Source organism: Bradyrhizobium sp. SZCCHNRI3052, assembly GCF_032484895.1.
Classification (GTDB): domain Bacteria; phylum Pseudomonadota; class Alphaproteobacteria; order Rhizobiales; family Xanthobacteraceae; genus Bradyrhizobium.
Window position 1 is genome coordinate 489,738 of record NZ_JAUETW010000001.1, and the last position, 26,175, is coordinate 515,912.

Below are 26,175 nucleotides of genomic sequence, written 5' to 3' on the forward strand. Positions count from 1 at the left end.
GTTGTCGGCCCAATCCGCCCCGAACGCAAGCACCGCGACGCGAGCTGATCGCTCTATGGTTGATGATAGGGTGCGACCGGCGCCGGTCAGTGATGCCGGACGCGGCCCGCAGGCCGGCGCGTCGAGGGCACCGCGAGCACGATCAGGCACAAGGCGATCATCGCCAGACCCATGAATTCGAACACCAGCGCGTCCACGTCTCAGACCTCCCCGACTTGTTGGTTCAACTTGTCGGGGCTGCGTTGATCGTTTCTTAAGGGCCTGGGCGCTGTCAGGGCGATGGTGGACGCGAGGTTAAGACCGCGTGTCAGGTGCCGCAGAAGGTCTGCAACACCTGCTCCTCCGGCTGCGGCGGATCGGCATAATCAGCCCGGTCCGGCTGGTCGTCATAGGGCCGGGCCAGCACCGCATGCAGCTCCTCGAACGGCGCGTAGTCGTCGTTCTCGACCGCTGCCGTGATCACCGCCTCGATGCGGTGGTTGCGCGGGATGAAGGCGGGATTGACCTTGCGCATGGCCGCGCTCCGCTCCGCCGCCGTCTGCGGTTCCTCCGCCAGGCGCTGGCGCCAGCGCTGGGCCCACTCGTCGAAGCCGGTGGGATCCTCGAACAGGACGCGGACCTCGCTGAGATCGCCGCTGCCGGCGGCGTCGCTGAGACGGCGGAACGTCAGCGTGAAATCGGCTCGGGCCGCCGCCATCGCGTCGAACAATGCCTGCGCCAGCGGCTGGTCGCCCTCGGCTCGCGTGAACAGGCCGAGCTTGCGGCGCAGGCCCGCCTGGTGCGCGTCGGTAAACTGGGTGGCGAAGCCGTCGAGCGCAGCCTCGGCCTCCTTGATCGCCTGGTCCTTGTCGTCGCCGAACAGCGGCAACAGGCACTCGGCAAGCCGGGTCAGGTTCCACATCGCGATGCGCGGCTGGTTCGCGAAGGCGTAGCGGCCGAACTCGTCGATCGAGGAGAACACCTGCTTGGGATCGTAGGCGTCCATGAAGGCGCAGGGGCCGTAGTCGATGGTTTCGCCGGACACCGAGGTGTTGTCGGTGTTCATGACGCCATGGATGAAGCCGACCAGCAGCCACTCGGCGATCAGCTTGGCCTGGCGGGCGATCACGGCATCCAGCAGGGCGTGGTAGGGGCGCTCGGTACCGGCGAGATCCGGATAGTGCCGGTGGATGACGTGGTCGGCGAGCCGGCGCACGGCGTCCACGTCCTGGCGCGCGGCGAAATACTGGAACGTGCCGACCCGGATGTGGCTGGTGGCGACACGGGTCAGCACCGCGCCGGGCAGGGCGGTGCCGCGATAGACCTGCTCGCCGGTCACGACCGCAGCCAGCGAGCGCGTCGTCGGAATGCCCAGGGCCGCCATCGCCTCGCTGACGATGTATTCGCGCAAGACCGGCCCCAGCGCCGCGCGGCCATCGCCGCGGCACGAAAATGGCGTCGGGCCGGAGCCTTTCAGCTGGATGTCGCGGCGGACGCCGTTGCGGTCGACGACCTCGCCGAGCAGGACCGCCCGGCCGTCGCCGAGCTGCGGCACGAAATGCCCGAACTGGTGGCCGGCATAGGCCATCGCGATCGGCTCGGCGCCCTCAGGCACGGTCTTGCCGGCCAGGATCTCGGCGCCCTCCGGCGTTTCCAGCTCGGCCGGGTTCAGCCCCAGGTCCGCGGCGAGAGGCCGGTTCAGCTTGATCAGACGAGGCGCTGCGACGGGGGTCGGCGCCACCCGGGCAAAGAAATTGTCCGGCAGCGTGGCGTAGGAGTTCTGGAAGGGGAAATGCACGGTCATGGCTCCAAGATAGGCGCGGGGCGGCCGTTTTTCGAGCCCAAACGGCCGTCAGACGAGCGTTTCGGCGCCAGCTCAATTCGGCATCGGCGCCGACGTTGCAGTGAGGCCCAGGGCGGGCGGCCTTTTCCGGCGCGAGGCCGAAAAGGCCCGTTCCTGCGGTTGCCGCGCCGGGGCGGCTCGGCTAAACCCTGCGCGCATTCGGAGCGCGCCCCTGCGGCTGCGCCGATTCCTTCTCCTCACGACGACCATTCAGGACGACCATGCATCGCTACCGGACCCACACCTGCGGCGCGCTCCGCGAGAGCAACATCGGAGAGACGGTCCGGCTGTCCGGCTGGTGCCATCGCATCCGCGACCATGGCGGCGTGCTGTTCGTCGACCTGCGCGACCATTACGGCATCACCCAATGCGTCGTCGATCCGGACTCGCCGGCGTTCAGCCTGGCCGAGAAGCTGCGCTCGGAATGGGTCGTGCGCATGGAGGGCAAGGTGCGCCGCCGCCCGGCCGGCGCCGACAACAAGAGCACCGACAACGACGATCTGCCGACCGGCAAGATCGAGCTGTACGTCTCCGACATCGAGGTGCTCGGCCCCGCGGACGAGCTGCCGCTGCCGGTGTTCGGCGAGCAGGAATATCCTGAGGACATCCGGCTGAAATACCGCTTCCTCGATCTGCGTCGCGAGAAGCTGCACCAGAACATCATGACGCGCGGCGCGATCATCGATTCGATGCGCCGGCGCATGAAGGAGCAGGGCTTCTTCGAATTCCAGACGCCGATCCTGACCGCGTCGTCGCCGGAGGGCGCGCGCGACTTCCTGGTGCCGTCGCGCATCCATCCCGGCAAGTTCTACGCGCTGCCGCAGGCGCCGCAGCAGTACAAGCAGCTGCTGATGATGTCGGGCTTCGACCGCTACTTCCAGATCGCGCCGTGCTTCCGCGACGAGGACCCGCGCGCCGACCGCCTGCCCGGCGAGTTCTACCAGCTCGACGTCGAGATGAGCTTCGTCGAGCAGGAGGATGTGTTCGCGGCGATGGAGCCGGTCATCACCGGCGTGTTCGAGGATTTCGCCAAGGGCAAGCCGGTGACCAAGGGCTGGCCGCGCATCCCGTTCGCCGAGGCGATCCGCAAATACGGCTCCGACAAGCCCGACCTGCGCAACCCGATCGAGATGGCCGACGTCTCCGAGCACTTCCGCGGCTCCGGCTTCAAGGTGTTCGCGCGCATGCTCGAGGACCCCAAGAACCAGGTCTGGGCGATCCCGGCGCCATCCGGCGGCAGCCGCGCGTTCTGCGACCGCATGAACTCGTGGGCGCAGGGAGAGGGCCAGCCCGGCCTCGGCTACATCATGTGGCGCGAGGGCGGCGAGGGCGCAGGTCCCCTGGCGAACAACATCGGTCCGGAGCGCACGGCTGCGATCCGCAGCCAGCTCGGCACCAAGGAGGGCGACGCTGCCTTCTTCGTCGCCGGCGATCCCGACAAGTTCTGGAAGTTCGCAGGCCTCGCCCGCAACAAGGTCGCCGATGAGCTGAACCTGTCCGACAAGGATCAGTTCAAGCTGGCCTGGATCGTCGACTTCCCGATGTACGAGTACAACGAGGACGACAAGAAGGTCGACTTCTCGCACAACCCGTTCTCCATGCCGCAGGGCGGCCTCGAAGCATTGCAGACGCAGGACCCGCTGACCATCAAGGCGTTCCAGTACGACATCACCTGCAACGGCTACGAGATCGCCTCCGGCGGCATCCGCAACCACAAGCCGGCCGCGATGGTGAAGGCGTTCGAGATCGCGGGTTACGGCGAGCAGGAGGTGGTCGACCGCTTCGGCGGCATGTACCGCGCCTTCCAGTATGGCGCCCCGCCGCATGGCGGCATGGCCGCCGGCGTCGACCGCATCGTGATGCTGCTCTGTGGCACCACGAACCTGCGCGAGATCTCGCTGTTCCCGATGAATCAGCAGGCCATGGACCTGCTGATGGGCGCGCCGTCGGAGGCCAGCACGAAGCAGCTCCGCGAGCTGCACATCAGGACGAATCTGCCGAACAAGTAGTTCGGCAGGCTGCTTGCGACAACATCGCGCAGCCGATTGGCCCAGCCGCATCCGCCTCAGGACGCTGTCGCTGCGAATGGCGTGATGCAACAGCGCGGCGGTGGCGACCTGCAGGGGTCGCCACGATCCCGCGATCCATTTGCCGAGGACATCGTGGATCGCGTGAACGACCGGCTCCAACGCCTCCCAGGTGTTCCTCGAGCGCGTCTCGATCCAGCCGAACAGCGCAATCCGTCTCGACTCGTCGTTATCGGATCCCGAACTGCGGCATGTCGTCGCCCGGCGCGTTGTAGCTCCGGCGCAAGATGACCCGGCCTTGAAGGCGTCGCTCTGCATTTGATGTTCTCGCGTTAACGCTGGTTAAGACTGCGAACAACTTCATCCGGGGGCTCCGGTCGCGTCCAGGCAGCGCCGGACGCATCGGGAGCGTCGCGCTGACGTGGTCGAGCGGCCGGCCAGAGCGGTCATCGCGCCCGGCGGCAAATCGTTGATTCTGAGAACTAATCGTTCGTGCCGCTTGTTAGTTCGGCACCTTGCGCGACACGGCGCGTAACACGATCGAGCAGTGCGCACCGCTATGAGTTCCAGGCGGCACCGATCAGTCGAATGGTGGTTGCGGTGTCATGCAACCTGTCCTTAATAGGAAGCCTGTCTGACTCATGTAGTGAACTTAGCCAACCAATCACAAGAAGACGGATAGTTCAAAATGACCGTTCGCTGGTGTGCGCTCCTTCTCGGAACCTGCTTCTTCGTCCCTGCCGCCTCCGCTGCTCCCATTTCCCCCGATGTCGTTCGTGATCTCGCCTCCCGTGTCGGTCCGGTCGTCGGCCAGGCCGCGACGTGCCGTGAGATCGCCCAGGGGCGCGTCCAGACCATCATCGATCAATTCAGCGAAGTGATCCGCCAGGGCTCTTCGAACGGCGGCGAGCGCGATGGGCTCATCCGCACCTTCAACAGCTATATCGCCGAGGGGCGCGGCCGGGTCGCGTCCTCGCAGGTGAACTGTCAGACCGCAGAGCGCCAGTTGGCAGAGCTGGAGCGGTCACTCAGCCAGCAGCAGTCGGCGGCTCCCTCGCTGTCCTTCGCGCTGGCGCCGTCGACCGCGGCCGCGTCGACGCAGCCCACGGCCAACCTGCCGCCTCCGCTTCCGCACGGCGTCAGCGACACCGAGATCCGGTTCGGCACCGTCATCCCGTTCTCCGGAGTCCGCAAGGAGTCCGCGCGCCAGATGAAACTCGGCATCGAGACCGCGTTCGCCCGCGCCAACGATGCCGGTGGCATCAACGGCCGCAAACTGCGGCTGATCGCTGCCGACGACGGCTATGATCCCACGCGGACGCTCGGCGCCATGACGCAGCTGTACGAGAAGGACCAGGTGTTCGGCTATATCGGCAACATGGGCACTGCCAACAACGCGGTGGCGATTCCCTACGCGCTGGAGCGCCGGGCGCTGTTCTTTGCGCCCTACAGCGGCTCCGCCGTCGTCCGCCGCGATCCGCCCGACCGCTACGTCTTCAACTATCGTGCGAGCTACGCCGAAGAGACCGCCGCGATCGTGCGCTACCTGATGAAGGTCAAGCGCATCCCGGCGAAGCAGATCGCCGTATTCGCGCAGAACGACGCCTATGGCGACGACGGCGCCAACGGTGTAGCCAAGGCGTTCCGCGCGAACGGCATCACCGATCCGATCATCCGCTACGGTTTCCCGCGTGGCACGCTCGACGTCGACGAGGCCGTCGGCAAGCTGAAGGCGCAGACCAAGCCACCGATCAAGGCCGTGATCATGATCGCGACCGACCGCGCGGCGGCGAAATTCATCGAGAAGACCCACGAGGCGGTTCCAGGGCTCATCTATGCCAACATCTCGGCGGTCGGATCGTCGTCGCTCGCCGCCGAGCTGAAGCTGCTCGGCTCGAAATACACCAACGGCGTCATCGTCACGCAGGGCGTTCCCTCGGTCGCCGGCTATTCGAGCCTGGTGCTCGACTACAAGACCGCGCTGGAAAAGTACTTCCCCGGCGAAGCGCCGGATTACACCTCGCTCGAGGGCTTCATTTCGGCAAGCATCCTGATCCAGGCCCTGAAGCAGACGACGCCGCTCGAGACCGAGCGGCTGGTCGACACGCTGGAGTCGATGCAGAGCATCGACCTCGGCCTTGGCAGCAAGCTGTCGTTCGGACGCGCCGAGCACCAGGCCTCGCACAAGATCTGGGGCACCGCACTCGACGAGACCGGCACCTACCAGGCGATCGAGCTGGAATGACGGGCGGGGGGACGCAGCCGAACTTGTCGTCCCCCCGTCAACGCCGCAGTGCAAACAACGTCCCCCGGCCGGCTTGCGGGCGGCCGGGCGGCCCGGAGCCGACCTCGAGATCATGCCGGAACTGTTCGACTGATGCTTCATTGACTTGCAGGCGCAACAACCGTGAGCGACCGCAATGTCCATGCGAACACAGATTTCGGCGATGGTCTTCATGATGGTTCAGGCCGTGCTGTTCGGTGCGGGAGTTCTGACGATTCTTCTCACGCCGCTCAGCAATCACGCGATGCTCGCAATGCCGGTCATGATTGCCCTGAGCGTGGTGCTGTCAGCCATTGTCTCGTGGCAGATCGCACCGCGGCTCCGTGCGCGATATTGGCGCCGGCGTGGAATCAACCACGACCTGATCTCGGGCTGACGCCAGAGAGCAGCCGGCGACCGCCCCGGCTCGGCACCCCCAGCTCGCTTCCGCGTCCGGCTGTCATCTGTGCGGCGCAGCACCAAAACAGGCGATGTCGTTTGAACCAACGCTGACCCGCGCGGTTAGACAGCATTCCCTTGGAGGATGAACCATGCGCGTTCCAGCAGCAGCGACCGTCGTGTTACTATCCTCTTGTCTCCTCTCCGCCGGCGCATGGGCCCAGCAGGCCGACAGCACGCCGGGAACCAGCCAGACCCAGGCCGTTCCCGTGCAGCCGGAACGCACGCCCCAGCAGTCGGACCAGGCCCGTGAACGCGAGCGCCAGAGGGCCGAGGACACGCGGGTGAACCGCGACTGGACGACACAACAGCGCGACGACGACCGGATGGGCATGGATCGCATGGACATGGATCGGATGCGCCAGCACCGCATGGGCCGCATGATGGACCAGGACATGGACCATCGCACCACGGGTCGAAACGCGCGAATGCAACGCGATGATGACGATATGGATCGTCGCGCGCGCAGTTTCGATAGCGAACGGCCCTACCGGCGCGTCAAGATCTGCTACGAATACGAAAATGGCGACGAGTTCTGCCGCTATCGCGACTAGCTCAGCGGGGGTGGTCGCCTAGCAGCATCGGCTCGCGTGCACCGGCATGGCGATGCCGGCACGCCGCGGAAATGAACGTGACGACTTGGCGCCAGTCTGGTCGTCAGCTCGTGCGCCGCGCCAACAACAGCGCGCCGCCAAGGCTGCACATGACGGCGCCAGACGCCTGCCGCATCCGCGTCACGAGGCTTGGCCGCTGGGCGAGACGATGCCGCGCCTTGGCGGCCCAGAACGTCACGACCAGGTCGACGCTGGTGTTGAGCGTCACCGAGATCAGCCCGAGCACGACGAACTGCGCGGCGACGTCGCCGGCGGGATCGACGAATTGCGGGATGAAGGCGAGGAAGAACGCCGCCGTCTTCGGATTGAGCGCCTCGACGATGATGCCCTCGCGAAACGCGCGCCGGCTGCCTGTCGTCGTCACCTCGGCCGGCTGGGCGGCCCGAGCCTCCCGCCACGTCTTCACGCCGAGCCAGATCAGATAGACCGCGCCCGCGATCTTCAGCACCGTGAATGCCTCCGCGCTCGCCATCACCAGCGCCGACAGCCCGACCGCACCGGCGACCACGTGCACGAGGCCACCGAGCCCGAGGCCGACGCTGGAGGCCAGTCCCTCGCTTCGCCCGCCGGCCAGCGTGCGCGCCACGATGTAGAAGATACCGGGGCCGGGCGTGAGCGCGATGACGAGGGCGGCGGAGAGGAATAGGAGGAAGGTCGGGACGTCGGGCATCGGATTTCTTTGTTGGGTGAGGAGATGTGTAGGGCAATCCTTCGGACGTGGCAAAGCGGACTCAGACAGGAGGCGGCGTTTTTCGAGAGACGGCTGTGGGGGCCTGCCTCCGCTGTCGTCCTGTGCAAGCCGTGCCGTGCGACAGCGCGGTGCGGCGCCGACCCAGGACCCATAACCTCAGCGGGTTTGTGAGGAAAGGTTTGAGCGACGTGTGCGCGCCCTCCAACCAAATCCCGTGAGTATGGAGCCCGTTTGGTGCAAGCCCGGCGGGGTTCGCCTGGACGACAGCATTGGGGAAGAACAAGTTCGTATGTCCAGCAATCAATCTACTCCTGATAGATATCTGTTGCCGGGAACGGCGGTCCGTTATGATGGTGTTGAGGATGGTGTCCCGGAATATGGCGTCGTCGTGCACTGTTGGCTGGAGGAAGATATCGGCGGCTACGATTGTTATGTTGCGTTCTTTGGATCACGGCATCCGGCGGGGAGGCCGGCCCATAAGCCCTACATCTTGCGATACGCGTCGACATCTCTCACGGTTCTCACATGATCGCAGTAGCTACGTTGCACTCTGCCCGACAGGCAATCCCGGCAACTCCGCCATGCGCTAATTGCCCGTCGTGTTAGTTTGCCGCAGCTTTGCCCCTTGCACCGTCGGGCAAATCACCTTCACATTTCCGGCCATCCCGCCTCGATGAAGAGGGACGGTTCGCGGTCGTCACGAGGCGTGAGGCGGGGAGGCGGTGGCTGCACCGTGTTCGCAACGTGCTGATAGCGCGCGTCGACGAACGGCACGGTGCAGACGGTCAAGTCGCGTGGTCCTGACACCCCGATGCTGGTGTCAAGTTCGCGGAAGATGCCTTGCGGCATTGCGCGGATGACGGGGGCAAACAAGCCGGTCCCCGAGGAGAGCGCGAAGCAGCCGAAAAGCCCACCGCGCAGGGAATGCCGGAGGCGGATTCAATTGGTCGTCGCAACACTCGATGAGGAGGTTGCGATGGGCATTCGAAAGAAACGGTCAACGCGGGGCAAGCTGGGATCATTGGGGCGCCCACCAGTTGCGGGGCGTGCGGAACAGCAGAAATTTTGGCGTGGGATTGCCGCTGGGTTGAACAGCGAGAATGCTGCGCTGGCTGCTGGATTATCGGATGCTGTCGGCCCCCGATTATTTCGAAAAGCGGGCGGCGTGGCACCGGCAATGTTCCGACCTTCAGCGAAGCCGCTCTCCGGACGGCACCTCTCTTTTTCTGAGCGCGAAGAGATTGCGCTGCTGAATGCGCAGCGCCATTCTGTACGAGAGATAGCGCGGCGTCTCAATCGATCTCCCTCGACCATCTCCCGTGAACTCGATCGCAATGCGGCCACGCACGGCGGCAAGATGGCCTATCGGGCGACGGCCGCCCAGTGGCATGCAGATCGATCGGCCCGGCGTCCTAAGCCGAGCAAGCTTGCAAGCAACGCCGCCTTGCGCGCTTATGTTGAAGAGCGGCTTGCAGGGTTTGTCGCACCTCCAGGCGGCGTTCGGCGGAAGGCCGGTCGTGCGGGCTCTAGCCAGGATCAGGGGTGGACGAAAGCGTGGAGTCCCGAGCAGATTGCCCGGCGCTTACCGATCGACTTCCCGGATGACGAGGCGATGCGCATCAGCCACGAAGCCATTTACCAGGCGCTTTTTGTTCAGGGCCGAGGAGCGCTGAAACGCGAGTTGTCGTCCTGTTTGCGAACGGGACGTGCGCTGCGCGTGCCCCGAGCGCGTACGCGGAAGCGCAGCAAAGGCTTCATATCGCCAGAGATCATGATCAGTGAGCGTCCGGCCGAAGTCGCGGATCGAGCTGTGCCGGGACATTGGGAAGGAGATCTGATCGTCGGCTCCGCCAGCTCGGCAATCGGCACGCTGGTCGAACGCAGCACGCGGTTTACAATGCTCCTGCACCTTCCACGGCTGCCGGGGTTTGACGATGGCCCACGTACGAAGGGTGGGCCTGCGCTCTCCGGACACGGAGCTGAAGCGGTACGCGATGCGATCACGCGCACCATCGTCACCTTGCCCAAAGAACTCCGCCGCTCGCTAACCTGGGATCAGGGGACCGAAATGGCTCAACACAGTGACCTCAAGATCGATACAGACCTTCAGATCTACTTCTGCGATCCAAGAAGCCCCTGGCAACGTGGCACGAACGAGAACACGAATGGCCTGCTGCGGCAGTACTTCCCGAAAGGTACCGATCTGAGCGTCTACGATGCTGACGAGATCGCCGCCGTGGCCGCAGCGCTCAATTCCCGACCGAGAAAGACGCTAGGATGGAAAACTCCAGCAGAAGCGCTTGACGAGCTGCTGTCACGAATGAAAACACTTGGTGTTGCGACCACCGATTGAGCCCGCCGGATGATCGGCTGAACCTGTGGTACCTGCCGCCTGCATTTTTTTCGCAGGCGGGCCATGGGTTGCGGCCAGCACCCGGCATTCCCTGCGCCCTCTTCGTTGGAGGAGGGCCGAACGACCGCACAAACTCGGGCGATCGCGCCGCGGGCTTGAGGACGCGCGTCTTGGGGTGAAGGGGACTTGCCGTGTTCATCGATGGCGTAGCGCGAGTCCCAGTGCGCAGCATCGGCGGTTACGAGCACGCTCCCTCCGCGAGTCATTCCGGGGCGCGCACAGCGCGAGCCCGGAATCCATAACCACGACCGTGCGAGAAGGATCGAGATGCCTGCACCGTCGACTCCTTCGCCAATCATTGTCGGGAGTATGGATTCCGGGCTCGCGCTGTGCGCGCCCCGGAATGACGGAGGAGAGAGGCGGGGACTCACTCCTCCATTCACGTCGCAGCTCACGTCACGGCGTGGTCTGGGCCTCGATCTTGAATTGCGCCAGCGCGCTTGGTGGGTCGATGGCGATGAGCTGGGCGAGCTGCAGGGCCGGGACCCTGGCGCGCGGCGAGAGCTTCAGCGTGAGGGTCTGGCGCGGGGTCTGGACGAAACGGCCGATGGCGTCGACCGCACCGGCGACATCGATGTTGTCGGCCGCGACCTGGGCGCCGATCGCCTTGATGCTGTCGACCAGCGCCTTGCGCGCGGCATCGCGCGTGATCGCATGACCGCGCGCGTAGTTGGCGACGAGCAGGTCGACCGCGCCGAGATCGTGCAAGGTCAATTCCAGTCCGCTGGCTTCGATCTGCGCCGCCGCGGTGGTCGCCTGCTGCAGGTCGATGGTGAAGACGTCGCGCGGCACCTGCGACAGCGAGACATTGGCGGAGGCCGCGATGAGGTTGCTGACCTCGAGCTTGAACGGCTGGAGCGCGAACGCGCCCGAGCTCTCGGTCCAGCCGAGGCCGAGATCGGCGTCGAACGCGGCGGTGTCGATGCCGGCGATGAGGAGCGGCAGCAGCGCCGGATTGGACGCATCCAGCGGACCGGCCATCTTGGCCACCAGGTGCGCCTGGGTCGGGATGGGACCGACGAACTGGCCCCAGTCGAGGCTGAAATTGTCGATCTGCACCGGCTTGGTGCTCGCCTTGTAGGAGGTCGTCAGCCCCTTCAGCTCGATGCCGCCGATCAGCTTGAACAGCGCCATGGCTTCGGCCGCACCGGGCTTGGCGCCGGGCACGGCGAATTTGGCGGTCTGGCGCAGCATACCGCCCATGTCGAAGCGCTTGACCGCGAAGCGGCCGAGCTTGACGGGGCCGTTCGGGGTCCGTCCGTCGAAGCCCTCGAACGCGACGTCGCCCTTGCCGTCGTCGAGGTCGAACCGCGTCAGCGCGACCTTGACCGGGCCGTCGGGCGTCTCGACCGCCAGGCCTTTGACCTCGACGTTCTTGAACAGGACGCCATCATAGATGCTGGCGACCTTGTCGATGAGGTCGGGCGTCATGGCGCTCGTTCGCGGAGAAGTCGGCGTCAGGGCGGCGACCAGCGCCGGAAGCTGGATGCGCGACGGCCGCACGCCGAACTCGTCCATCGTCAGGCTGTCGATGTGGATGCGCATGCCGAGATCGGACGTGATCTCGTAGAGGCCCATCCCGGCGGAGCCGCTCAGGCGAATGGCACGATCGTCCTTGGTGAACTCGGCCGCGAACAGGCCGGCGATGGCGTTGACGTCGATGTCCTTGGTCACGATGTCGAGCATGCGGCCGCGCACCGTCTCGACCTTGCCGTTCGGCGGTTGCGCCGCCGTGCTGAAGGTGACCTCCTGGATCTTGTAGTTGCCGATTCGGCCGCCCTTGATGTCGTCCACCACCAGCCCGGAATAGCCGAACTCGGTCGGCCCCACCGAAGCGCCGCCTTCCATGGTGCCGGTGACCCGCGGCACCGTGGCCGAGGTGGCGCTGATGGTGGCGAGCTGTTGGGCGAGGGCACGGGCGGTCTCGAGTGCACCCGCACCGGCCGGGATCGTGGCGAGCCGCGCGGGGCCGGCGTAATCCTTCACCACCAGTTGCGGCAGCTTGTAGTTCAGGCGGAGCGGCGAGGGGCCGGGGATCTGGCCGGCCATGGCGATGTCGCTGATCTCGATGCTGGCGGCCGTGACATGCTCGGAATCATGCTGGCTCAGCCCGGTCGCGGTGATGGTGCCGAACGTGACGCTGGCCGGCGGCTGCGTGGCCGACTCGAGCTTGACATCGGCGATTGTCAACTTGCGGCTCCACAGGTCGAAGGCGACCTTGCCATGGGTTGCCATGGCGCCGCTCTGCCGGATCTGGGCAAAGTTTGCCTCGACCTCGCGCTCGGCGCGGCCCTGGGCGTACCAGGGCACGCCGACGAAGCCGGCGACGGCCAGCGCGACGGCCGTGACAATTCCGATCAGGATACGGGTCATTTGATGTGCTCCGCCCAAGGCTTAGGCAGCAAGTGGTGATGGTCTCAATGAAATCGATGGAGTAGGGATGTGCTTCTGCGAACTGGGGAATCGCTGGCCCGGGATGCCGGCGAGCATGGTTTCGGATGTTGCATGAAAGCCGCCCAACGTGCATCACATGCGCTTCCACCGGCCGGAAAAACCGACGTCTGACCGAGACTCAAGAGACCAAAAATCCGGGTCGGAAACGCTGGAGCACGTATGTCGTCGTCCTATTCTGAAGATCTTCGTTCCGCAGCCCTGGCCTACCACCGCCTGCCGCGGCCCGGCAAGCTGGAGATCCAGGCCACCAAGCCGCTCGCCAACCAGCGCGACCTGGCGCTGGCCTATTCTCCGGGCGTTGCCGCTGCGTGCACCGAGATCGCCAGCAACCCGGCCGAGGCCGCCTCACTGACCGCGCGGGCCAACCTGGTGGCCGTCGTCTCCAACGGGACCGCCGTGCTCGGGCTCGGCAATATTGGCCCGCTGGCCTCCAAGCCGGTGATGGAGGGCAAGGCGGTCCTGTTCAAGAAATTCGCCGGGATCGACGTGTTCGACATCGAGATTGCGGCCGACACGATCGACCGGGTGGTCGAGACGGTCGCGGCGTTGGAGCCGACCTTCGGCGGCATCAACCTCGAGGACATCAAGGGACCGGAATGCTTCGAGATCGAGGCGCGGCTCAAGGAGCGCATGAAGATCCCGGTCTTCCATGACGACCAGCACGGCACCGCGATCATCGTCGGCGCCGCAATCAAGAATGCGCTGTCGCTGGCGGGCAAGCAGCTCTCCGAGGTCAAGATCGTGACCTCCGGCGCGGGCGCCGCCGCCATCGCCTGCCTCAACCTGCTGGTGTCGATGGGCGCGCAGCGCAAGAACATCTGGGTCTGCGACATCGACGGTGTCGTCCATGAGGGCCGCAACACGCTGATGGATCCCTGGAAGGCGGTCTATGCGCAGAAGACCGACAAGCGGACCCTGGCCGAGGTGATCGGCGGCGCGGACATCTTCCTCGGGCTGTCCGCCGGCGGCGTGCTGAAGCCGGAGCTGCTCAAGCAGATGGCCGAGAAACCGCTGATCATGGCGCTCGCCAATCCCAACCCGGAGATCATGCCGGAGGAGGCGCGCGCGGCACGGCCGGACGCGATGATCTGCACGGGGCGTTCGGACTTCCCGAACCAAGTCAACAACGTGCTGTGCTTCCCGTTCATCTTCCGCGGCGCGCTCGACGTCGGCGCCACCGCGATCAACGAGGCGATGAAGCAGGCCGCGGTCGATGCGATCGCGCAGCTCGCCCAGGACCCGCCGTCGGACGCGGTGTCCCGCGGCTTCGACACCGGCGAGACCCAGGGCTTTGGTCCGGGTTCGTTGATCCCCTCGCCATTCGATCCGCGCCTGATCCTGCGCATTGCGCCGGCGGTGGCGAGGGCGGCGATGGAGTCCGGCGTCGCCACGCGGCCGATCACCAATTTCGACGAGTACACTGCGCTGCTGGAGCGTTTCGCGTTCCGCTCCGGCCTGGTGATGAAGCCGGTGTTCGCCAAGGCAAAGACGCAGCCGGTCCGCGTGATCTATGCCGAGGGCGAGGACGAGCGCGTGTTGCGCGCCACCCAGGTGGTGCTGGAGGAGAAGCTGGCGAGGCCGATCCTGGTCGGCCGTCCTTCCGTGGTCGAGGCCCGCATCAAGCGCTTCGGCCTGTCGATCAAGGCCGGGCGTGATTTCGACCTGATCAACCCCGAGGACGATCCGCGCTACCGCTCCTATGTGCAGAGCTATATCGAGGTCGCGGGACGGCGCGGCGTGACGCCGGATGCGGCGCGCACGGTGGTGCGCACGAATGCCACCGTGATTGCGGCGCTCGCTGTCGTCAGGGGTGAGGCGGATGCGATGATCTGCGGCGTCGAGGGGCGCTATATGAGCCATCTGCGCCACGTCCGTGAGATCATCGGCTTCATGCCGGGGGTCAGCGACTACGCGGCGCTGGCGCTCACCATCACCAGCAAGGGCGCCTATTTCATCGGCGACACCCAGGTGCGGCCGGATCCCACGGCCGAGGAACTCGCAGAGATGGCCTCGCTGGCGGCCAACCACGTCACGCGTTTCAACATCAAGCCGAAGATCGCCTTCGTCTCGCACTCGGATTTCGGCGGCTACGACACGGATTCGTCGCGCAAGATGCGGCAGGCGACGGCATTGCTGAAGCAGCATCGTCCCGACCTCGAGGCCGACGGCGAGATGCAGGGCGACACCGCGCTGTCGGCGACCGCGCGCAAGGCGATTTTGCCGCATTCGGATCTCGAAGGCTCGGCCAACGTCCTGATCATGCCGAATCTCGACGCCGCCAACGTCGCCTATCAGATGATCAAGGTGCTGGCGGATGCGGTGCCGGTGGGGCCGATCCTGATCGGTCCGGCGCGGCCGGCGCATATCCTGACGCCGTCGGTGACGGCGCGCGGCATTCTCAACATGACAGCGGTGGCCGCGGTCGAAGCCCAGGAACGGGCGGGGAGGGCGCAGCCGACGCTGTTCGCGTGACGCTGCTGGCGTGATCGAAGTGTGGCGGAATTCGTCCGGTTTCGGTCGTATTCCGCCCGCCTTTATTGTTGAAAAGCGTTCGCGACGTCACATATCCGGCCCGGTGGGCCGGCGACACATCGTTTGAAGTTGATCCGTGAGGGCGAGAATGCCGGGTTTCATTACGTTCGGGCGCGTTCTGTTCGCCGTGATCTTCATCTACACGGGCGCGACAAAGCTGTTCGGCATTCCCGCCACCGCCGATCTCATCGCCGCCAAGGTCACGATTCCCACGATGCTCGCGCCCTATGCGGCGCAGCTCGAGGCCGCTGCCAAGATGCCGATGCCGCAGATCCTGGCGATCGCGGCCGGCGCGTTCGAGGTGCTCGCCGGCGTGATGATCGCGCTCAACCTTCTCGGACGTTTCTTCGCGGCTCTGATGATCGTGTTCGTCGGCGCGACCATCTTCTACTTCCATGACTTCTGGAACCAGGCCCCGCCCGACAACGCCAAGACCCTGATCGACGCGCTGAAGAACCTGTCGATCATCGGCGCGCTGTTCATGATCTTCGGCTATGGCAAGGGTCCGAAAGCGCCCGAGCAGAGCGCGTATGGAGACATCTAGAGGGAGCTCTGAGCGGTGCGTTTCCAGGCGGTCACGCTGACGTCGTGGGCAGGATCGAGCATCAGCTGATTGGCGGGCGTGTAGCCGTGGGCCGTCAGCACCTGCTGCGGCGAACGGTCGGGACCGACGCCGGGAAAGCACGGTGCGCCGCCGGGCAGGGAGACGTGGGGGGCCATTGACAGGAAGAAGGTGTCGTAGCGGTCCATGAACATCTCGAACACGACGGGACCGCCGATCACCGCCACGGTGCCAGAGCTGACGCCCGCGGCTTCACAGGCGGCTTCGAAGGAGGCCCCCGCCGGATTCCAAAGGGTGGAGAGCGGCTTTTCCGGATCCGGCGCCAGTCCCGCCACCTTCCCGGTCACGACGATGCGCCGGCGCTTCGGCGAGTTCGGCTGGTCCTCATAGGAGTTGCGGCCGTGGACGATCAGATCGGCGCCATCGAGAGCCTGGGAAAAGAATGCGGCGTCGCCGGGAAATTTCAGGGCGGGCGGCATCGCATTGCTCGCGTCGGCCAACATCCCGTCGGCCGACACGATCACGTAACCTTCGATACGAAGCTTGGTCACTGACGAAAGGAATCCCGTCTCATTCGGACACTGTCGTCACAACGCTCGACACCGGCCTTTGGCTCACCGTCGGAAGCTTCGCGACCTTGGCGAGCTGCTCGTCATATTGCGGCAGCGACTGCACCGGCGCCTTGGCGCGCATCGCGACCACCTTGTAGCCGCCGGCCTTCAGGCGGCGCAGCATCTCGGGCAGGGCCTCGGCGGTATGCTTGTGGAAGTCGTGCATCAGGATGATGCCCTTGCCGAGCTTGTCGAGCTTCTTGAAGGTGACGTCGATCACCGCCTGGGCATTGCGCGCCTTGAAGTCGAACGAGTCGAGATCGCAGGAGAAGATGCCGATGTTGCGGGTGCCGAGATAGGTCACGATCTCCGGCGGATGCTGCAATGCCGGGAAGCGGAAGAACGGCGCCGGGGAATTGCCGCCGAGCGCCCACTTCACGGCGCTGATGCCGAGTTCGATCTCTTCCTTGCGCTGATCCTCGGTCAGCTTCTTGTTGGTCAGCGTCGCATGCGACCAGGTGTGCGTGCCGACCGTATGGCCGGCATTGTAGACCTGCTTCAGGATCTCCGGATAATAGGTCGCATGCTTGCCGATGATGAAGAAGATGCCGGTGGTGCACTGGTCGGCAAGCGCCTTGAGCACGCTGGGCGTGTTCTCCGGCCACGGACCGTCATCGAAGGTCAGCACGACCTCGTGATCCTTCAGGAAGTCGAGGTCCTTGAAGTGCTCGAAGCCGAATCCCGGACCTCCGGTCGTATCGATCTCGACGGTGCGGCCGACGCCGAGCGCATCGGGGTTCATGCAGGGCGCGCGCGGCGGCTGCGTCTGGGCGGCGACGGCGGGAACAGGGGCCGGTGCGGGAGCAGCAGCGGCCGGGGTCGGCGCCGCCGCCGTGCGCTGCGCCTGGGACCAGGCCGCGCCAGACGTCAACAGCGAAGCCGCCAAAGAGCTTGCGAACACCAATCCTGCTGCAATCCGCATCGTGTTTCCTCGGGGTTGTTGCAACGGGAGCGCCAGCGTCGAGAGTCGCTCCGTCATCCGGCCGGGATACTAGCCCAGCAGCCGGAGTGGCGCCAAAAGGAAACAAGGCAAAAACACGGGGAAGTTGCCAGCTTCCGCCGCATTCCTGCCGAGTGTTGCTCAGCCGTTCGCCAGCAACCGGGCAACTGCGGTCTTGACCCGCGTATCCGTCGGCTCAACCGAGGAGGCGAACACGTCGGCGATGTAGCCGTCACGACCGATCAGATATTTGTGAAAGTTCCAGCGCGGCGTCTCCTTGGGCCGCGCCTCGGCGGCCCAGCGGTAGAATGGGTGGGCGTTGGAACCGGTGACCACCGCTTTTGCGGTCATCGGGAAGGTCACGCCATAGTCTTTGTTGGCCTGCTCGGCGATGTCGCCGGCGATCCCAGGCTCCTGGTTGAAGTCGTTGGACGGCACGGCGATGATCGTCAGCCCGCGCTCATGGAACTCGCTCCACAGCTTCTGGAGCCCGGTGTATTGCGGGGTGTAGCCGCACTGGGAGGCCGTGTTGACGACCAGCACCGGTTTGCCCGCGAAATCGGCGAGCCGAATCGGCTCACCGGCCAGCGCCGCGAAGGAGAAGCGATAGGCGGTCATCTTGCTCGCTGCATTGTCGGCACGAGCAGCCTGCGACGTGAGCGTCGCACCCGACAACGAGGCGCCAATGCCGAGAACAACCATCCTGCGATCGATCATGTGAATCTCCCTGAGCAGAGCCAGCCCCGTCAGCATGAATGTGCCCGCGCTCGACCGGCCGCTGCTTCAACGGCCGCCACGTTGCGCTGGATCAGACTGCGTTCCGGCATGGGGATACCCCTGCCGTGGGGCGGAAAGAGGGACGTCGTCGGTCGTCAGCGCAGCGAAAGGATGAACTCGGTGCCCTCGCCGGTTTCGCCCTGATTGATGCCTTGATCGGACACGATCAGCGAACTTCCGGTCGACAGGGCTTCGCCGAGCCACGCCATGACATCGGCGGGAATGGTGATGCGATCGAGCGCCTCGGCCGCGCTGCTCAGCTGAACGACCTGTTTCGGCTCGGCATCGGCGCCCGCGGACTTCTTACCCCGCCGGACCGCCCTGGCAGTGCCATCGTTCGCCGCGGTGCTCCGCGCCGAGGAGGGCAGCGAGACGACGGACCAGCGCATCGTCGCCGGATCGGCCTTGTCAGCCGTCGCGGTGAACACGTGGGTGCCGAGCGGCTTGTCGCCCGGTGCGATGGTGACCGGGGTGTTGAACACCGGAGCGAAGTTCTGCCGCACGTACAGCTTCGAATCCTTGCGGCTGATGAAGATCGCGATCTGGCTGTTGCGCTTCAATTCGGGCTTGGGCGCAATCGGCTTGTCCGGTGCGGCAACACGCGACTGATCCTTGGCGAGATCGTTGGGATCGACCGGCTTCGCCGGTGCCTCTGCCGCCGGTGTGGGCGGCGACGCAGGCTGCTCCGCGATCGGGGCGTCGGCAGGCTTGGACTCTACCGACTTGGATTCAGCAGGCTTGAGTTCGGTCGAACCGGTGGCTTCGGCATTCGCCGATGCCTCAGCCGGCTTCTCGAGAGCCGGAGCGGCCACCTGCGCAACATTCGTGGGCTCGCTCGCCGGAGCCACGTCGCCGGGGGCAGACTTCGCCTCTGCGTCGGCGGTCGCGGGCTCAATCTTGATCTCGGCGACACTGGGCTTCAGATCGGCAGCATCGCTTTGAACCTCCATCGGGAGCGAGCGCGATGGTTCGGCGCTTGGGGAAGCGTCCGAGACCATCGGAGGGAGTCCGTTGGCGTTGCTGGCATCGGCGGTCCGCACCTGGCGCGACGCGGCGGGCGATCCTTCGCCGGAGCGCGGGCTCTCGGCATGACCGATCGTGGCGCGCAGATCCGTCGTCGCGACTGTGATCGCGGTGGTGACGGCGGCGCCCTTGTCCGACTTGATCGCTGCCGGCGCAGTCGCATCGGGTTGCACCGATGCGCTCGGCTGCGGTGCCTTCAGGGCAGCGAGCATCGGATGCGAGAAACTCGCAGGAGCCACTTCGCTCGGCGTGACCAGGACCCGGGATCCCATGCGCGTCCAGCCATAGAAGCGGGTTGCAAAGCTTGCCGGCATGCGGATGCAGCCATGCGAGGCTGGGTAGCCGGGCAGCACGCCCGCATGGAGCGCGACGCCCGACCAGGTGATGCGCTGCATGAACGGCATCGGGGCGCCGCTATAGATGTTGGAGCGATGGAATTTCTGCTTCTGAATGACGCTGAACACGCCCAACGGCGTGGAATGTCCCTTCATGCCCGTCGAGACCGGTGCTTCCGCGAACAGACCGTTTGCGTCGTAGACCTTGAGCTGCTGCTTGTTGATCGACACCGCGATCGTGACCGGTCCTTGCGGCTTGGCAGCCTCCTTCTCGGTCTTTGTCAGCTTGTCGAGGTGGCGCGCCTTGGGCTTGCGCGGCACGGCCGGGCGTATGGTCGGAGCAATGGTGACGGGCTGAGCGTCGTTCCAGTAGTAATATGACGCTGCGTCAGCCTGTGAGGTCGCTGCTATGGCAAGCGGAACTGAAACGATTGCTGCACAATAGAACCGCCCCCTGGCGGCTGCACGAACGCAGAGCATTCCGGCAAATCCTCAAGAACCATCTGGTCTTTAGTGTCGCAGACGGAGTCTGCGTTCACCAGCTTGGGGCTTCTGCCCTGCGTGATTTCGTTCCAATCGTAGCAGAAAAGCCTCACATCCCGTTAAACGGGTAGTGGAAGGTCACGGGCTGGAGCGCCTTCCTTGCAGGCATTTGTGTCCCTACATGGGCGGTATGCCGAGCATCGGCGGTATAACGGAGACCGACATGTCGTTCAGAGCCACCAAACGGTTTGATCTGTGGCTGAAAACCCTCGCTTGCCTGCTGCTTATCGGATTGTCCTCGCCTGTGATCTCAGCATACGCCGCAGACGAGCCGGATCTGATCTTCCGTCGGTCCACCGTGTTCAAATTGCTCAGCCCGAATGACAAGCTCGCGACCTATGGCGTTGATGATCCAGAGGTCGAGGGCGTTGCCTGCCACTTCACGGTGCCGCAGAAGGGCGGATATGCCGGTTGGCTGGGCCTGGCTGAGGAGGTCTCCGACATCTCGCTCGCATGCCGGCAGATCGGCCCGATCAGGTTCAAGCGCAAGCTCGAACAGGCCGACGACATGTTCCGGCAGCGGCGGTCGCTGTTCTTCAAGAAGATGCAGATCGTTCGTGGCTGCGATGCCAAGCGCAACGTGCTGGTCTACATGGTTTACTCGGACAGGCTGATCGAGGGCTCACCGAAGAACTCGACCTCCTCCGTCCCGATCATGCCTTGGGGCAAATCCGACGACGGCGCAGTCCAGAAGTGCGGTGATTTCATTCAATAAGGGACCTGCCAAGGGACGATCGGCTGCCGAAAGCCTCGCTGGGCAATCTGTGCTTGGCAGGATCGTGGCAGCCGATCAGCCGGACCAGGCTCTGTGGCGTCGAGCCGGCATGGCCCTCGGTTCGCTGCTGCGCCATCGGCGTAGCCAGCGAGCTGCGGCGAGATACCTTCGGCTTGGGTGTGTGCAAGCGCCTGCTCATGGTGACCCTGCGGAGCAACGTCGTCCCCCAACGCGCCGCGCTGCTGGGTCGCCGTAGCGATCTGGGAGGTTCTCCCTGCCGGCCACGGTTAACGCCAGGTCGTTAAGAAGCTCTCCATCCGCAGATCGACGGTCGCCCCGGATCGCGCTGGCTCGGCCAAAGCAGGTGGCGCTTTAGATCACTCTCGTTTTGATTGTATTTTGTGTCGTCGGGTGGGTCGCGATGAAACGGAGCGGCGGGCCCATGAAACCATTTTGTGCCCGTGCCGCAGGCCGCTTGAAACGTGAAGCGGGTATGAAAGCGTGGGCGGCCTGCGAATCGTGTCGTCGCGGCCTGCGTGGATGACATGACGAAAAACAAACACCAGCGGTCCACCATGCGTTTTCGACTGGATGCTGCGGCGCTTGCCGTGCTGCCGTGCCTCTTCTGGTCCTTCGTCGAGGCGCGGACGACGACCCGATTGCCAGATCTGCGCGGCGAGTTCGTACGGCAATGTGCGCCTCATATGCTCGACCGGTGGACGCGTCCTGAAGCGATCTGCTCCTGCCTGCATGACCATGCGGCCGCGATGGTGGAGGATGCCGACTTGCGTGAGGCGCTGCTGCGCGGGATCAGTGAGACCGGCGTGCCGACCATCGAGACCGATTGGGTGCCCGCACCGAAGCGAGCGGAGATCGGTCCCACGTTCACCAAGATCGCGAAGCCCGCGCTGCAGTGCATGTTCGATCCGGCCAACTGATCAGCCGTCTGAACCGATGTCGATCAGCGTCCATCGTCCGCGGTGCTCGTCGTCAGTCCAGGCCATATTGCGACATCAATGACTGCACGTCCGGCCGGCGCATGATGTGCGAGATCCGGGTACTGATGGCATTCTCGTCGCTGTGTCTCGACGATCTCGCAGTAGGCTTGGGCGCAGGGCGGGCCGCTGCCGCGCTGGCACGGGTTGGCTGATGTCGCGCAGGAGCGGGCTTTTCGGCGGACGACGAGGCGGTCGATTGCGTCCCCGTGGTCTGGGTGGCCGCCGCGGCCGGCAGGCCGGACTGGGGCGGCGCGGCAACGGGAGCGGTCGCGGGGACGAGGGCCGGTGAAGCTGCGGCCGTGACGGGCGGCGTCGCGGCCGGTGCCATCGGGCGTGTTTCGGTGGTGGCGGCCACGGGCGGTGTCGCGAGCGTTGGATTCGACGTCTTGGCAGCTTCAGCAACGGGCGCGGCGGCCGTGAGCGAGTTGGTACGCGTCTGCGACGAAGCTGCCTCAGGCGCCGGGACGGGCGCAGCCAGTGCGGTGAGCGCCGGGGCTGGCGGCGACATCGGCGCCGGCGGTTCGATCACCGGAAGCGGGGCGGCGATGGCGGCATTGCCTGCGGAGGCGGCCTCGCTGGTGATCTTTTCGCTGCGGTCGAGCTCGGGCTTCCTGATATCGCTGGGGACATTGAGGGCTTGAGTTTGCGCGTGGGCCAGCATCTGCCGCGCGGTCATCGGCGTCTCCGCCGAAGCCGAGATCGGCAACAGGACGGCGGTCGCGAAGGCCAGCTGCAGGGTCCTCGTAGACGATGTGAACTTGATCATGGCCGGCTCCTTGCGGTGTGAGATCTGCACTGGGTTCGTTCAGGCCGCGGCGCTGGCCGTCGCCCGGTCGTGGGCGACGACGACACGCTGGCCGCGCATCTTGGCGATCACCTCGTCGCGCGGGCCGAATGCCAGCGTCTTGCCGAAGGCCATCACCATGATGCGGTCAACATGCGCCAGAAGCTGCGGGCGGTGCGTGACGACGATCACGGTTCGGCCGGCGGCCTTCGCCTGGGCCATGGCCTGCGCCAGCGCCCGCTCGCCGTCCTCGTCGAGGTTCGAGTTCGGCTCGTCGAGGATCAGGAGCCGCGGATTGCCGTAGAGCGCGCGGGCGAGGCCGACGCGCTGTCGCATGCCGCCGGACAATGCCACGCCGCCTTCACCGATCGGCGTGTCGTAGCCGTTGGGCAGGCGCAGGATCACCTCATGCGCGCCGGCGGCCTTGGCGGCAGCCACAACGGCGGCCTCGTCGACCTTCGCAAGCCGGGCGATGTTGTCGGCGACGGTGCCCGAGAACAGTTCGATGTCCTGCGGCAGGTAGCCGATATGCTTGCCGAGCCGGTTTGGGTCCCATTGGCTGTAGGCGGCGCCGTCGATGCGGATCACGCCTTCGCGCAGCGGCCAGACGCCGGCCATGGCGCGCGCCATGCTCGACTTGCCGCTGGCGGAGGCGCCGACGATCGCGAGACTCTCGCCGGCCTTGAGTGAAAAGCTGACGCCCTTGACCGAGGGGCGGCCGGCCGCTGGCGGCCACACCACGGCGTTCTCGACGTCGATGTCGCCGCGCGGCGTCGGCAGCGCCGTCGGTGCAGCCGTGACCGGCAAGGCCTGGAACAGCTCCTCCAGCCGGCGGTAGGCCGAGCGGAATGCGATGATGCGCTTCCACTGCCCGACGACCTGCTCGACCGGGGCCAGCGCGCGGCCCATGATGATCGACGTCGCCATCATCGCGCCGGGCGAGATCTGCTGCTCGATCGCGAGCCAGGCGCCGATGCACAGCAGCGAGGTCTGCACCGCCATGCGCGCGAACTTGGTGACGGAATGCATCGCGGCGCCCCGCTCGACGAGGGTGCTGTGGGCATCGACCATCGCCGACTGCCGGCAGCTCCAGCGGTCCATGACGATGTCGCCCATGCCGAGGCCGCGCACGACCTCGCCATTGCGCAGCGCCGCCGCGACGAAACGCGAGGCCTCGTTGGCCAGCGCGTTGGTGCGCTCGACGCTGGCGCGCGTGTAGAATTCGGTGAGCAGCGCCAGCGAGAACAGCACGATCGCGCCGAGCAGCGAGAGGATGCCGAGATAGGCATGCTGCAGAAAGCACAGCGCGACGAACACCGGCGTCCACGGCAGATCGCAGGCGATGGCGGCGGTGCCGCTGGAGATGCAGTCGCGGATGGTCTCGGCGTCACGGATGATCTGCTGGCCGAAGCGATGCCGCGGCGACAGCTCCGCCTTCATCATCGTCTCGAACAGCGGGTGGCGCAGCGTGCCTTCGAACTGCACGCCGGCCCGGGCCAAAACGCCGGAACGGGCGAATTCGAGGACGCCATACAGCACCAGGAAGACACCGACGATGAGCGTCAGCATGACCAGCGTGCCGAGATTGCGGCTGGTGAGGACGCGGTCGTAGACCTGCATGGAATAGAGGGGCGAGGCGAGCATGCTCGCATTGATGAAGAGGCTGAGCACGAAGGTCGCGGTGAGCGCGGGAAAGCAGGCGCGGAGCGCGGTTCCCAGCGGGCTTCGGGTGGTGCTCGTCATGTCGGATCCCCTTGCGATGGTGCTGGGGAGCTTCGCCTGGGGCACCCGTCGTCGACCGTGACTGACCTCACATAGCTCGAGGCTGATCTGCCGGCGCTTGAGTTGGCCGGTGGCAGCCGCTACCGGATGGTTCAGCCGTGCTCAGATTTCGCAGCTTGCCTGAATCACAGTGAGCTCATGCCTGCCGTAACGTCCCAGAACATCCGGCTCGTGTCCGGCCTCGTCCTGTTTGCGTTCGCCGCGACGCATTTTCTCAACCATGCGGTGGGTCTGTTCAGCCTCGAGGCGATGGACGAGGTGCAGGAATGGCGACTGGTCGTCACCCGATCGTGGCCGGGAATGATCGTGCTGTCGGCGGCATTGCTCGCGCATGTCGTGCTGGCGTTCGCCAAGACGGTTCAGCGCGGCACGTGGCGGCTGTCCTCGTGGGAGTTTGTTCAGATCGCCACCGGATTTGCGATCCCGCTGCTGTTGCTGCCGCATGTCATCGAGACCCACATGGCTCATGCGCTGTTCGGCGTTCAGGATGGCTACCTCTATGCGCTGGCGTTGCTGTGGCCCAAGGCGGCCTGGATTCAGACCGCGCTGCTGCTGCTGGTCTGGATCCACGGCTGCGTCGGCCTGCATCATTGGCTGAAATTCCGGAGCTGGTACCGCCTCGTCCAGCCGCTGCTGGTTGTTCTCGCCGTCGCGGTGCCGATGGCGGCGCTGATGGGGTTCGTGGTGTCCGGACGCGCCGTCGCCACGTTGCTCGGCAATCCCGGTATGGCCGAGCAGATGCGCCAGGTCACCCATTGGCCGAGCGAACTCGACGGAAAGTGGATCGCCCTGCTGCAGGTTTCGGCGCAGATCGCGGTCGTCGCGCTGCTCGTTGCAGGCGTGACGATCATCGTGTTCCGTCACGTCGCGTCCCTCGCGGCGCCGAAGATCGCCATTGCTTTCACGGGTGGTGCGACGGTGCGGGCCGCGGTCGGTCCGACGCTGCTGGAGATCATCGGCAGCAACGATCTTTCGCAGCGATCCGACTGCGGCGGCCGTGCCCGCTGCGGTCTTTGTCGCGTCCGCGTTGATGAAGGTGCGGAGACGCTGGCACCGCCCGGCCACGCGGAGCGCGTCATGCTCGCCGACTTGGCGGCTCCGGCGAATGTGCGGCTGGCCTGCCAGATTCGCCCGGTGGCGCCGCTGACGATCACGCGTCTCCTCGGCGGCGATCAAGCGGAGAGGGCGCCCCTCGTCGACGACCTTCCCGCCGAGCGCCGTGCGGTATGCCTGGTCCACGTCCGCGTCCGTCCGCTTGCGGCGATTGCGCGCGACCGGCTGCCATCCGACCTCGGGTTCATGATGAACGAGATCTTCGGCGCCATTGGCAGGGCGATCGAAGCCCATTCCGGGCGCATCGATCGCTTTCTCGGCAATGGCGTGCTCGCCGTCTTCGGCGAGGAGCAGGGAGCAGAACAAGGCTGCCGCGATGCGCTGCAGGCGATCGGCGCCATGGACGTGGTCATGGACCGCGTCAACGAAAAGATCGCCGCGGAGATCGGTCGGCCCGTCGAGCTGGCGATTGGTGCTCACCTTGGCGACATCGTCGTCGGGCAACTGACCCTTGGACGCACGTCGCAGGTGGCTGTGCTCGGGCTCGGGACGGAGTGGTCGGCGCTTCTAGCTGAATTGGCCGACACCAGAGGTTGGCAGCTCGCGATGTCCGGGGGCGTGGCGGCAGCAGGCGGCCTTGCTGATCTGGATGGAGCGATACGTGAGAGCCTTGCCGATCCGGAACAGGGTAGCGAGCTGGACGCCATCGGCGTGCGGCGTGCCCGCGACCTTGCTGTCGTCGCGGGCGCGCCACCGGTGCCGTCGGCATAGGTGTTC

The 26,175-nt window shown here is 65.6% G+C and carries 20 protein-coding genes; 10 read left to right on the top strand and 10 right to left on the bottom strand.

Going from position 1 to position 26,175, the window contains the following annotated elements:
- Positions 1–307: 307 nt before the first annotated feature.
- Positions 308–1,783 carry a protein adenylyltransferase SelO gene (locus QW887_RS02290; protein ID WP_316194127.1) on the bottom strand — a complete coding sequence of 492 codons (1,476 nt, stop codon included), beginning with the start codon at positions 1,781–1,783 and terminating at the stop codon, positions 308–310.
- Positions 1,784–2,043: 260 nt separating this feature from the next.
- Here QW887_RS02290 and aspS point away from each other — a divergent pair, with 260 nt between their 5' ends.
- From aspS to QW887_RS02310, 4 genes are all read left to right on the top strand, one after another.
- Positions 2,044–3,831 (top strand): aspartate--tRNA ligase, encoded by a 1,788-nt coding sequence (aspS, locus tag QW887_RS02295; protein ID WP_315712352.1) that lies wholly within the window; start codon positions 2,044–2,046, stop codon positions 3,829–3,831.
- A 706-nt stretch (positions 3,832–4,537) separates the two neighbouring features.
- Positions 4,538–6,094: an ABC transporter substrate-binding protein gene (locus QW887_RS02300; RefSeq protein WP_316173810.1), complete on the top strand. Its 1,557-nt coding sequence runs from the start codon at positions 4,538–4,540 to the stop codon at positions 6,092–6,094.
- A 202-nt stretch (positions 6,095–6,296) separates the two neighbouring features.
- A complete protein-coding gene (locus QW887_RS02305; protein ID WP_315712348.1) occupies positions 6,297–6,509 on the top strand; it encodes a hypothetical protein in 213 nt (70 codons plus the stop codon).
- A 154-nt stretch (positions 6,510–6,663) separates the two neighbouring features.
- Positions 6,664–7,125, top strand: a complete 462-nt coding sequence (locus QW887_RS02310; RefSeq protein ID WP_315749980.1) for a hypothetical protein — start codon at positions 6,664–6,666, stop codon at positions 7,123–7,125.
- 103 nt (positions 7,126–7,228) lie between these two features.
- Here the strand turns inward: QW887_RS02310 and QW887_RS02315 are convergent, their stop codons facing one another.
- Positions 7,229–7,855, bottom strand: coding sequence for a LysE family translocator (locus QW887_RS02315; protein WP_316173806.1), 627 nt, complete (start codon positions 7,853–7,855; stop codon positions 7,229–7,231).
- Positions 7,856–8,524: 669 nt separating this feature from the next.
- Complete coding sequence (locus QW887_RS02320; RefSeq protein ID WP_316173804.1) at positions 8,525–8,749, bottom strand: hypothetical protein; 225 nt, start codon at positions 8,747–8,749, stop codon at positions 8,525–8,527.
- A 103-nt stretch (positions 8,750–8,852) separates the two neighbouring features.
- Between QW887_RS02320 and QW887_RS02325 the strand changes: the two genes are divergently transcribed.
- Complete coding sequence (locus QW887_RS02325) at positions 8,853–10,229, top strand: IS30 family transposase (protein ID WP_316194128.1); 1,377 nt, start codon at positions 8,853–8,855, stop codon at positions 10,227–10,229.
- Between the two features lie 456 nt (positions 10,230–10,685).
- Here QW887_RS02325 and QW887_RS02330 read toward each other — a convergent pair whose 3' ends face one another.
- Entirely contained in the window at positions 10,686–12,662 is a 1,977-nt protein-coding gene (locus QW887_RS02330; protein ID WP_316194129.1) for a hypothetical protein, read from the bottom strand.
- Between the two features lie 240 nt (positions 12,663–12,902).
- Between QW887_RS02330 and QW887_RS02335 the strand changes: the two genes are divergently transcribed.
- Together QW887_RS02335 and QW887_RS02340 are read left to right on the top strand one after the other, a co-directional pair.
- Positions 12,903–15,215: an NADP-dependent malic enzyme gene (locus tag QW887_RS02335; protein WP_316173801.1), complete on the top strand. Its 2,313-nt coding sequence runs from the start codon at positions 12,903–12,905 to the stop codon at positions 15,213–15,215.
- Positions 15,216–15,363: 148 nt separating this feature from the next.
- A complete protein-coding gene (locus tag QW887_RS02340; protein ID WP_315712340.1) occupies positions 15,364–15,819 on the top strand; it encodes a DoxX family protein in 456 nt (151 codons plus the stop codon).
- Here QW887_RS02340 and QW887_RS02345 read toward each other — a convergent pair.
- From QW887_RS02345 to QW887_RS02360, 4 genes are all read right to left on the bottom strand, one after another.
- Positions 15,816–16,388, bottom strand: a complete 573-nt coding sequence (locus QW887_RS02345; protein WP_316194130.1) for a dihydrofolate reductase — start codon at positions 16,386–16,388, stop codon at positions 15,816–15,818. The genes QW887_RS02340 and QW887_RS02345 overlap by 4 nt on opposite strands.
- A gap of 19 nt (positions 16,389–16,407) precedes the next feature.
- Entirely contained in the window at positions 16,408–17,370 is a 963-nt protein-coding gene (locus QW887_RS02350) for a polysaccharide deacetylase family protein (protein ID WP_315712338.1), read from the bottom strand.
- A 159-nt stretch (positions 17,371–17,529) separates the two neighbouring features.
- Positions 17,530–18,105 (bottom strand): glutathione peroxidase, encoded by a 576-nt coding sequence (locus QW887_RS02355; RefSeq protein WP_316194131.1) that lies wholly within the window; start codon positions 18,103–18,105, stop codon positions 17,530–17,532.
- Between the two features lie 155 nt (positions 18,106–18,260).
- Positions 18,261–20,003 carry a L,D-transpeptidase gene (locus tag QW887_RS02360; RefSeq protein WP_316194132.1) on the bottom strand — a complete coding sequence of 581 codons (1,743 nt, stop codon included), beginning with the start codon at positions 20,001–20,003 and terminating at the stop codon, positions 18,261–18,263.
- Positions 20,004–20,229: 226 nt separating this feature from the next.
- On the opposite strand from QW887_RS02360, the gene QW887_RS02365 reads away from it, so the two are divergent.
- Complete coding sequence (locus QW887_RS02365; RefSeq protein ID WP_315712646.1) at positions 20,230–20,781, top strand: CreA family protein; 552 nt, start codon at positions 20,230–20,232, stop codon at positions 20,779–20,781.
- Between the two features lie 575 nt (positions 20,782–21,356).
- On the top strand, positions 21,357–21,719 hold the full coding sequence (locus tag QW887_RS02370; RefSeq protein ID WP_316194227.1) for a hypothetical protein: 363 nt from the start codon (positions 21,357–21,359) through the stop codon (positions 21,717–21,719).
- A gap of 52 nt (positions 21,720–21,771) precedes the next feature.
- Here QW887_RS02370 and QW887_RS02375 read toward each other — a convergent pair whose 3' ends face one another.
- Together QW887_RS02375 and QW887_RS02380 are read right to left on the bottom strand one after the other, a co-directional pair.
- Positions 21,772–22,455 (bottom strand): hypothetical protein, encoded by a 684-nt coding sequence (locus QW887_RS02375; protein ID WP_316194133.1) that lies wholly within the window; start codon positions 22,453–22,455, stop codon positions 21,772–21,774.
- Positions 22,456–22,584: 129 nt separating this feature from the next.
- On the bottom strand, positions 22,585–24,306 hold the full coding sequence (locus QW887_RS02380; protein WP_315749991.1) for a type I secretion system permease/ATPase: 1,722 nt from the start codon (positions 24,304–24,306) through the stop codon (positions 22,585–22,587).
- A gap of 102 nt (positions 24,307–24,408) precedes the next feature.
- Between QW887_RS02380 and QW887_RS02385 the strand changes: the two genes are divergently transcribed.
- Positions 24,409–26,169: a 2Fe-2S iron-sulfur cluster-binding protein gene (locus tag QW887_RS02385; protein WP_316194134.1), complete on the top strand. Its 1,761-nt coding sequence runs from the start codon at positions 24,409–24,411 to the stop codon at positions 26,167–26,169.
- The last annotated feature ends 6 nt before the right edge of the window (positions 26,170–26,175 follow it).

Coding starts and splice junctions, on each gene's coding strand:
- QW887_RS02290 (WP_316194127.1), bottom strand. CDS start 1,783: ATGACCGTGCATTTCCCCTTCCAGAACTCCTACGCCACGCTGCCGGAC.
- aspS (WP_315712352.1), top strand. CDS start 2,044: ATGCATCGCTACCGGACCCACACCTGCGGCGCGCTCCGCGAGAGCAAC.
- QW887_RS02300 (WP_316173810.1), top strand. CDS start 4,538: ATGACCGTTCGCTGGTGTGCGCTCCTTCTCGGAACCTGCTTCTTCGTC.
- QW887_RS02305 (WP_315712348.1), top strand. CDS start 6,297: ATGGTCTTCATGATGGTTCAGGCCGTGCTGTTCGGTGCGGGAGTTCTG.
- QW887_RS02310 (WP_315749980.1), top strand. CDS start 6,664: ATGCGCGTTCCAGCAGCAGCGACCGTCGTGTTACTATCCTCTTGTCTC.
- QW887_RS02315 (WP_316173806.1), bottom strand. CDS start 7,855: ATGCCCGACGTCCCGACCTTCCTCCTATTCCTCTCCGCCGCCCTCGTC.
- QW887_RS02325 (WP_316194128.1), top strand. CDS start 8,853: ATGGGCATTCGAAAGAAACGGTCAACGCGGGGCAAGCTGGGATCATTG.
- QW887_RS02330 (WP_316194129.1), bottom strand. CDS start 12,662: ATGACCCGTATCCTGATCGGAATTGTCACGGCCGTCGCGCTGGCCGTC.
- QW887_RS02335 (WP_316173801.1), top strand. CDS start 12,903: ATGTCGTCGTCCTATTCTGAAGATCTTCGTTCCGCAGCCCTGGCCTAC.
- QW887_RS02340 (WP_315712340.1), top strand. CDS start 15,364: ATGCCGGGTTTCATTACGTTCGGGCGCGTTCTGTTCGCCGTGATCTTC.
- QW887_RS02350 (WP_315712338.1), bottom strand. CDS start 17,370: ATGCGGATTGCAGCAGGATTGGTGTTCGCAAGCTCTTTGGCGGCTTCG.
- QW887_RS02355 (WP_316194131.1), bottom strand. CDS start 18,105: ATGATCGATCGCAGGATGGTTGTTCTCGGCATTGGCGCCTCGTTGTCG.
- QW887_RS02360 (WP_316194132.1), bottom strand. CDS start 20,003: ATGCTCTGCGTTCGTGCAGCCGCCAGGGGGCGGTTCTATTGTGCAGCA.
- QW887_RS02365 (WP_315712646.1), top strand. CDS start 20,230: ATGTCGTTCAGAGCCACCAAACGGTTTGATCTGTGGCTGAAAACCCTC.
- QW887_RS02370 (WP_316194227.1), top strand. CDS start 21,357: ATGCGTTTTCGACTGGATGCTGCGGCGCTTGCCGTGCTGCCGTGCCTC.
- QW887_RS02375 (WP_316194133.1), bottom strand. CDS start 22,455: ATGACCGCGCGGCAGATGCTGGCCCACGCGCAAACTCAAGCCCTCAAT.
- QW887_RS02380 (WP_315749991.1), bottom strand. CDS start 24,306: ATGACGAGCACCACCCGAAGCCCGCTGGGAACCGCGCTCCGCGCCTGC.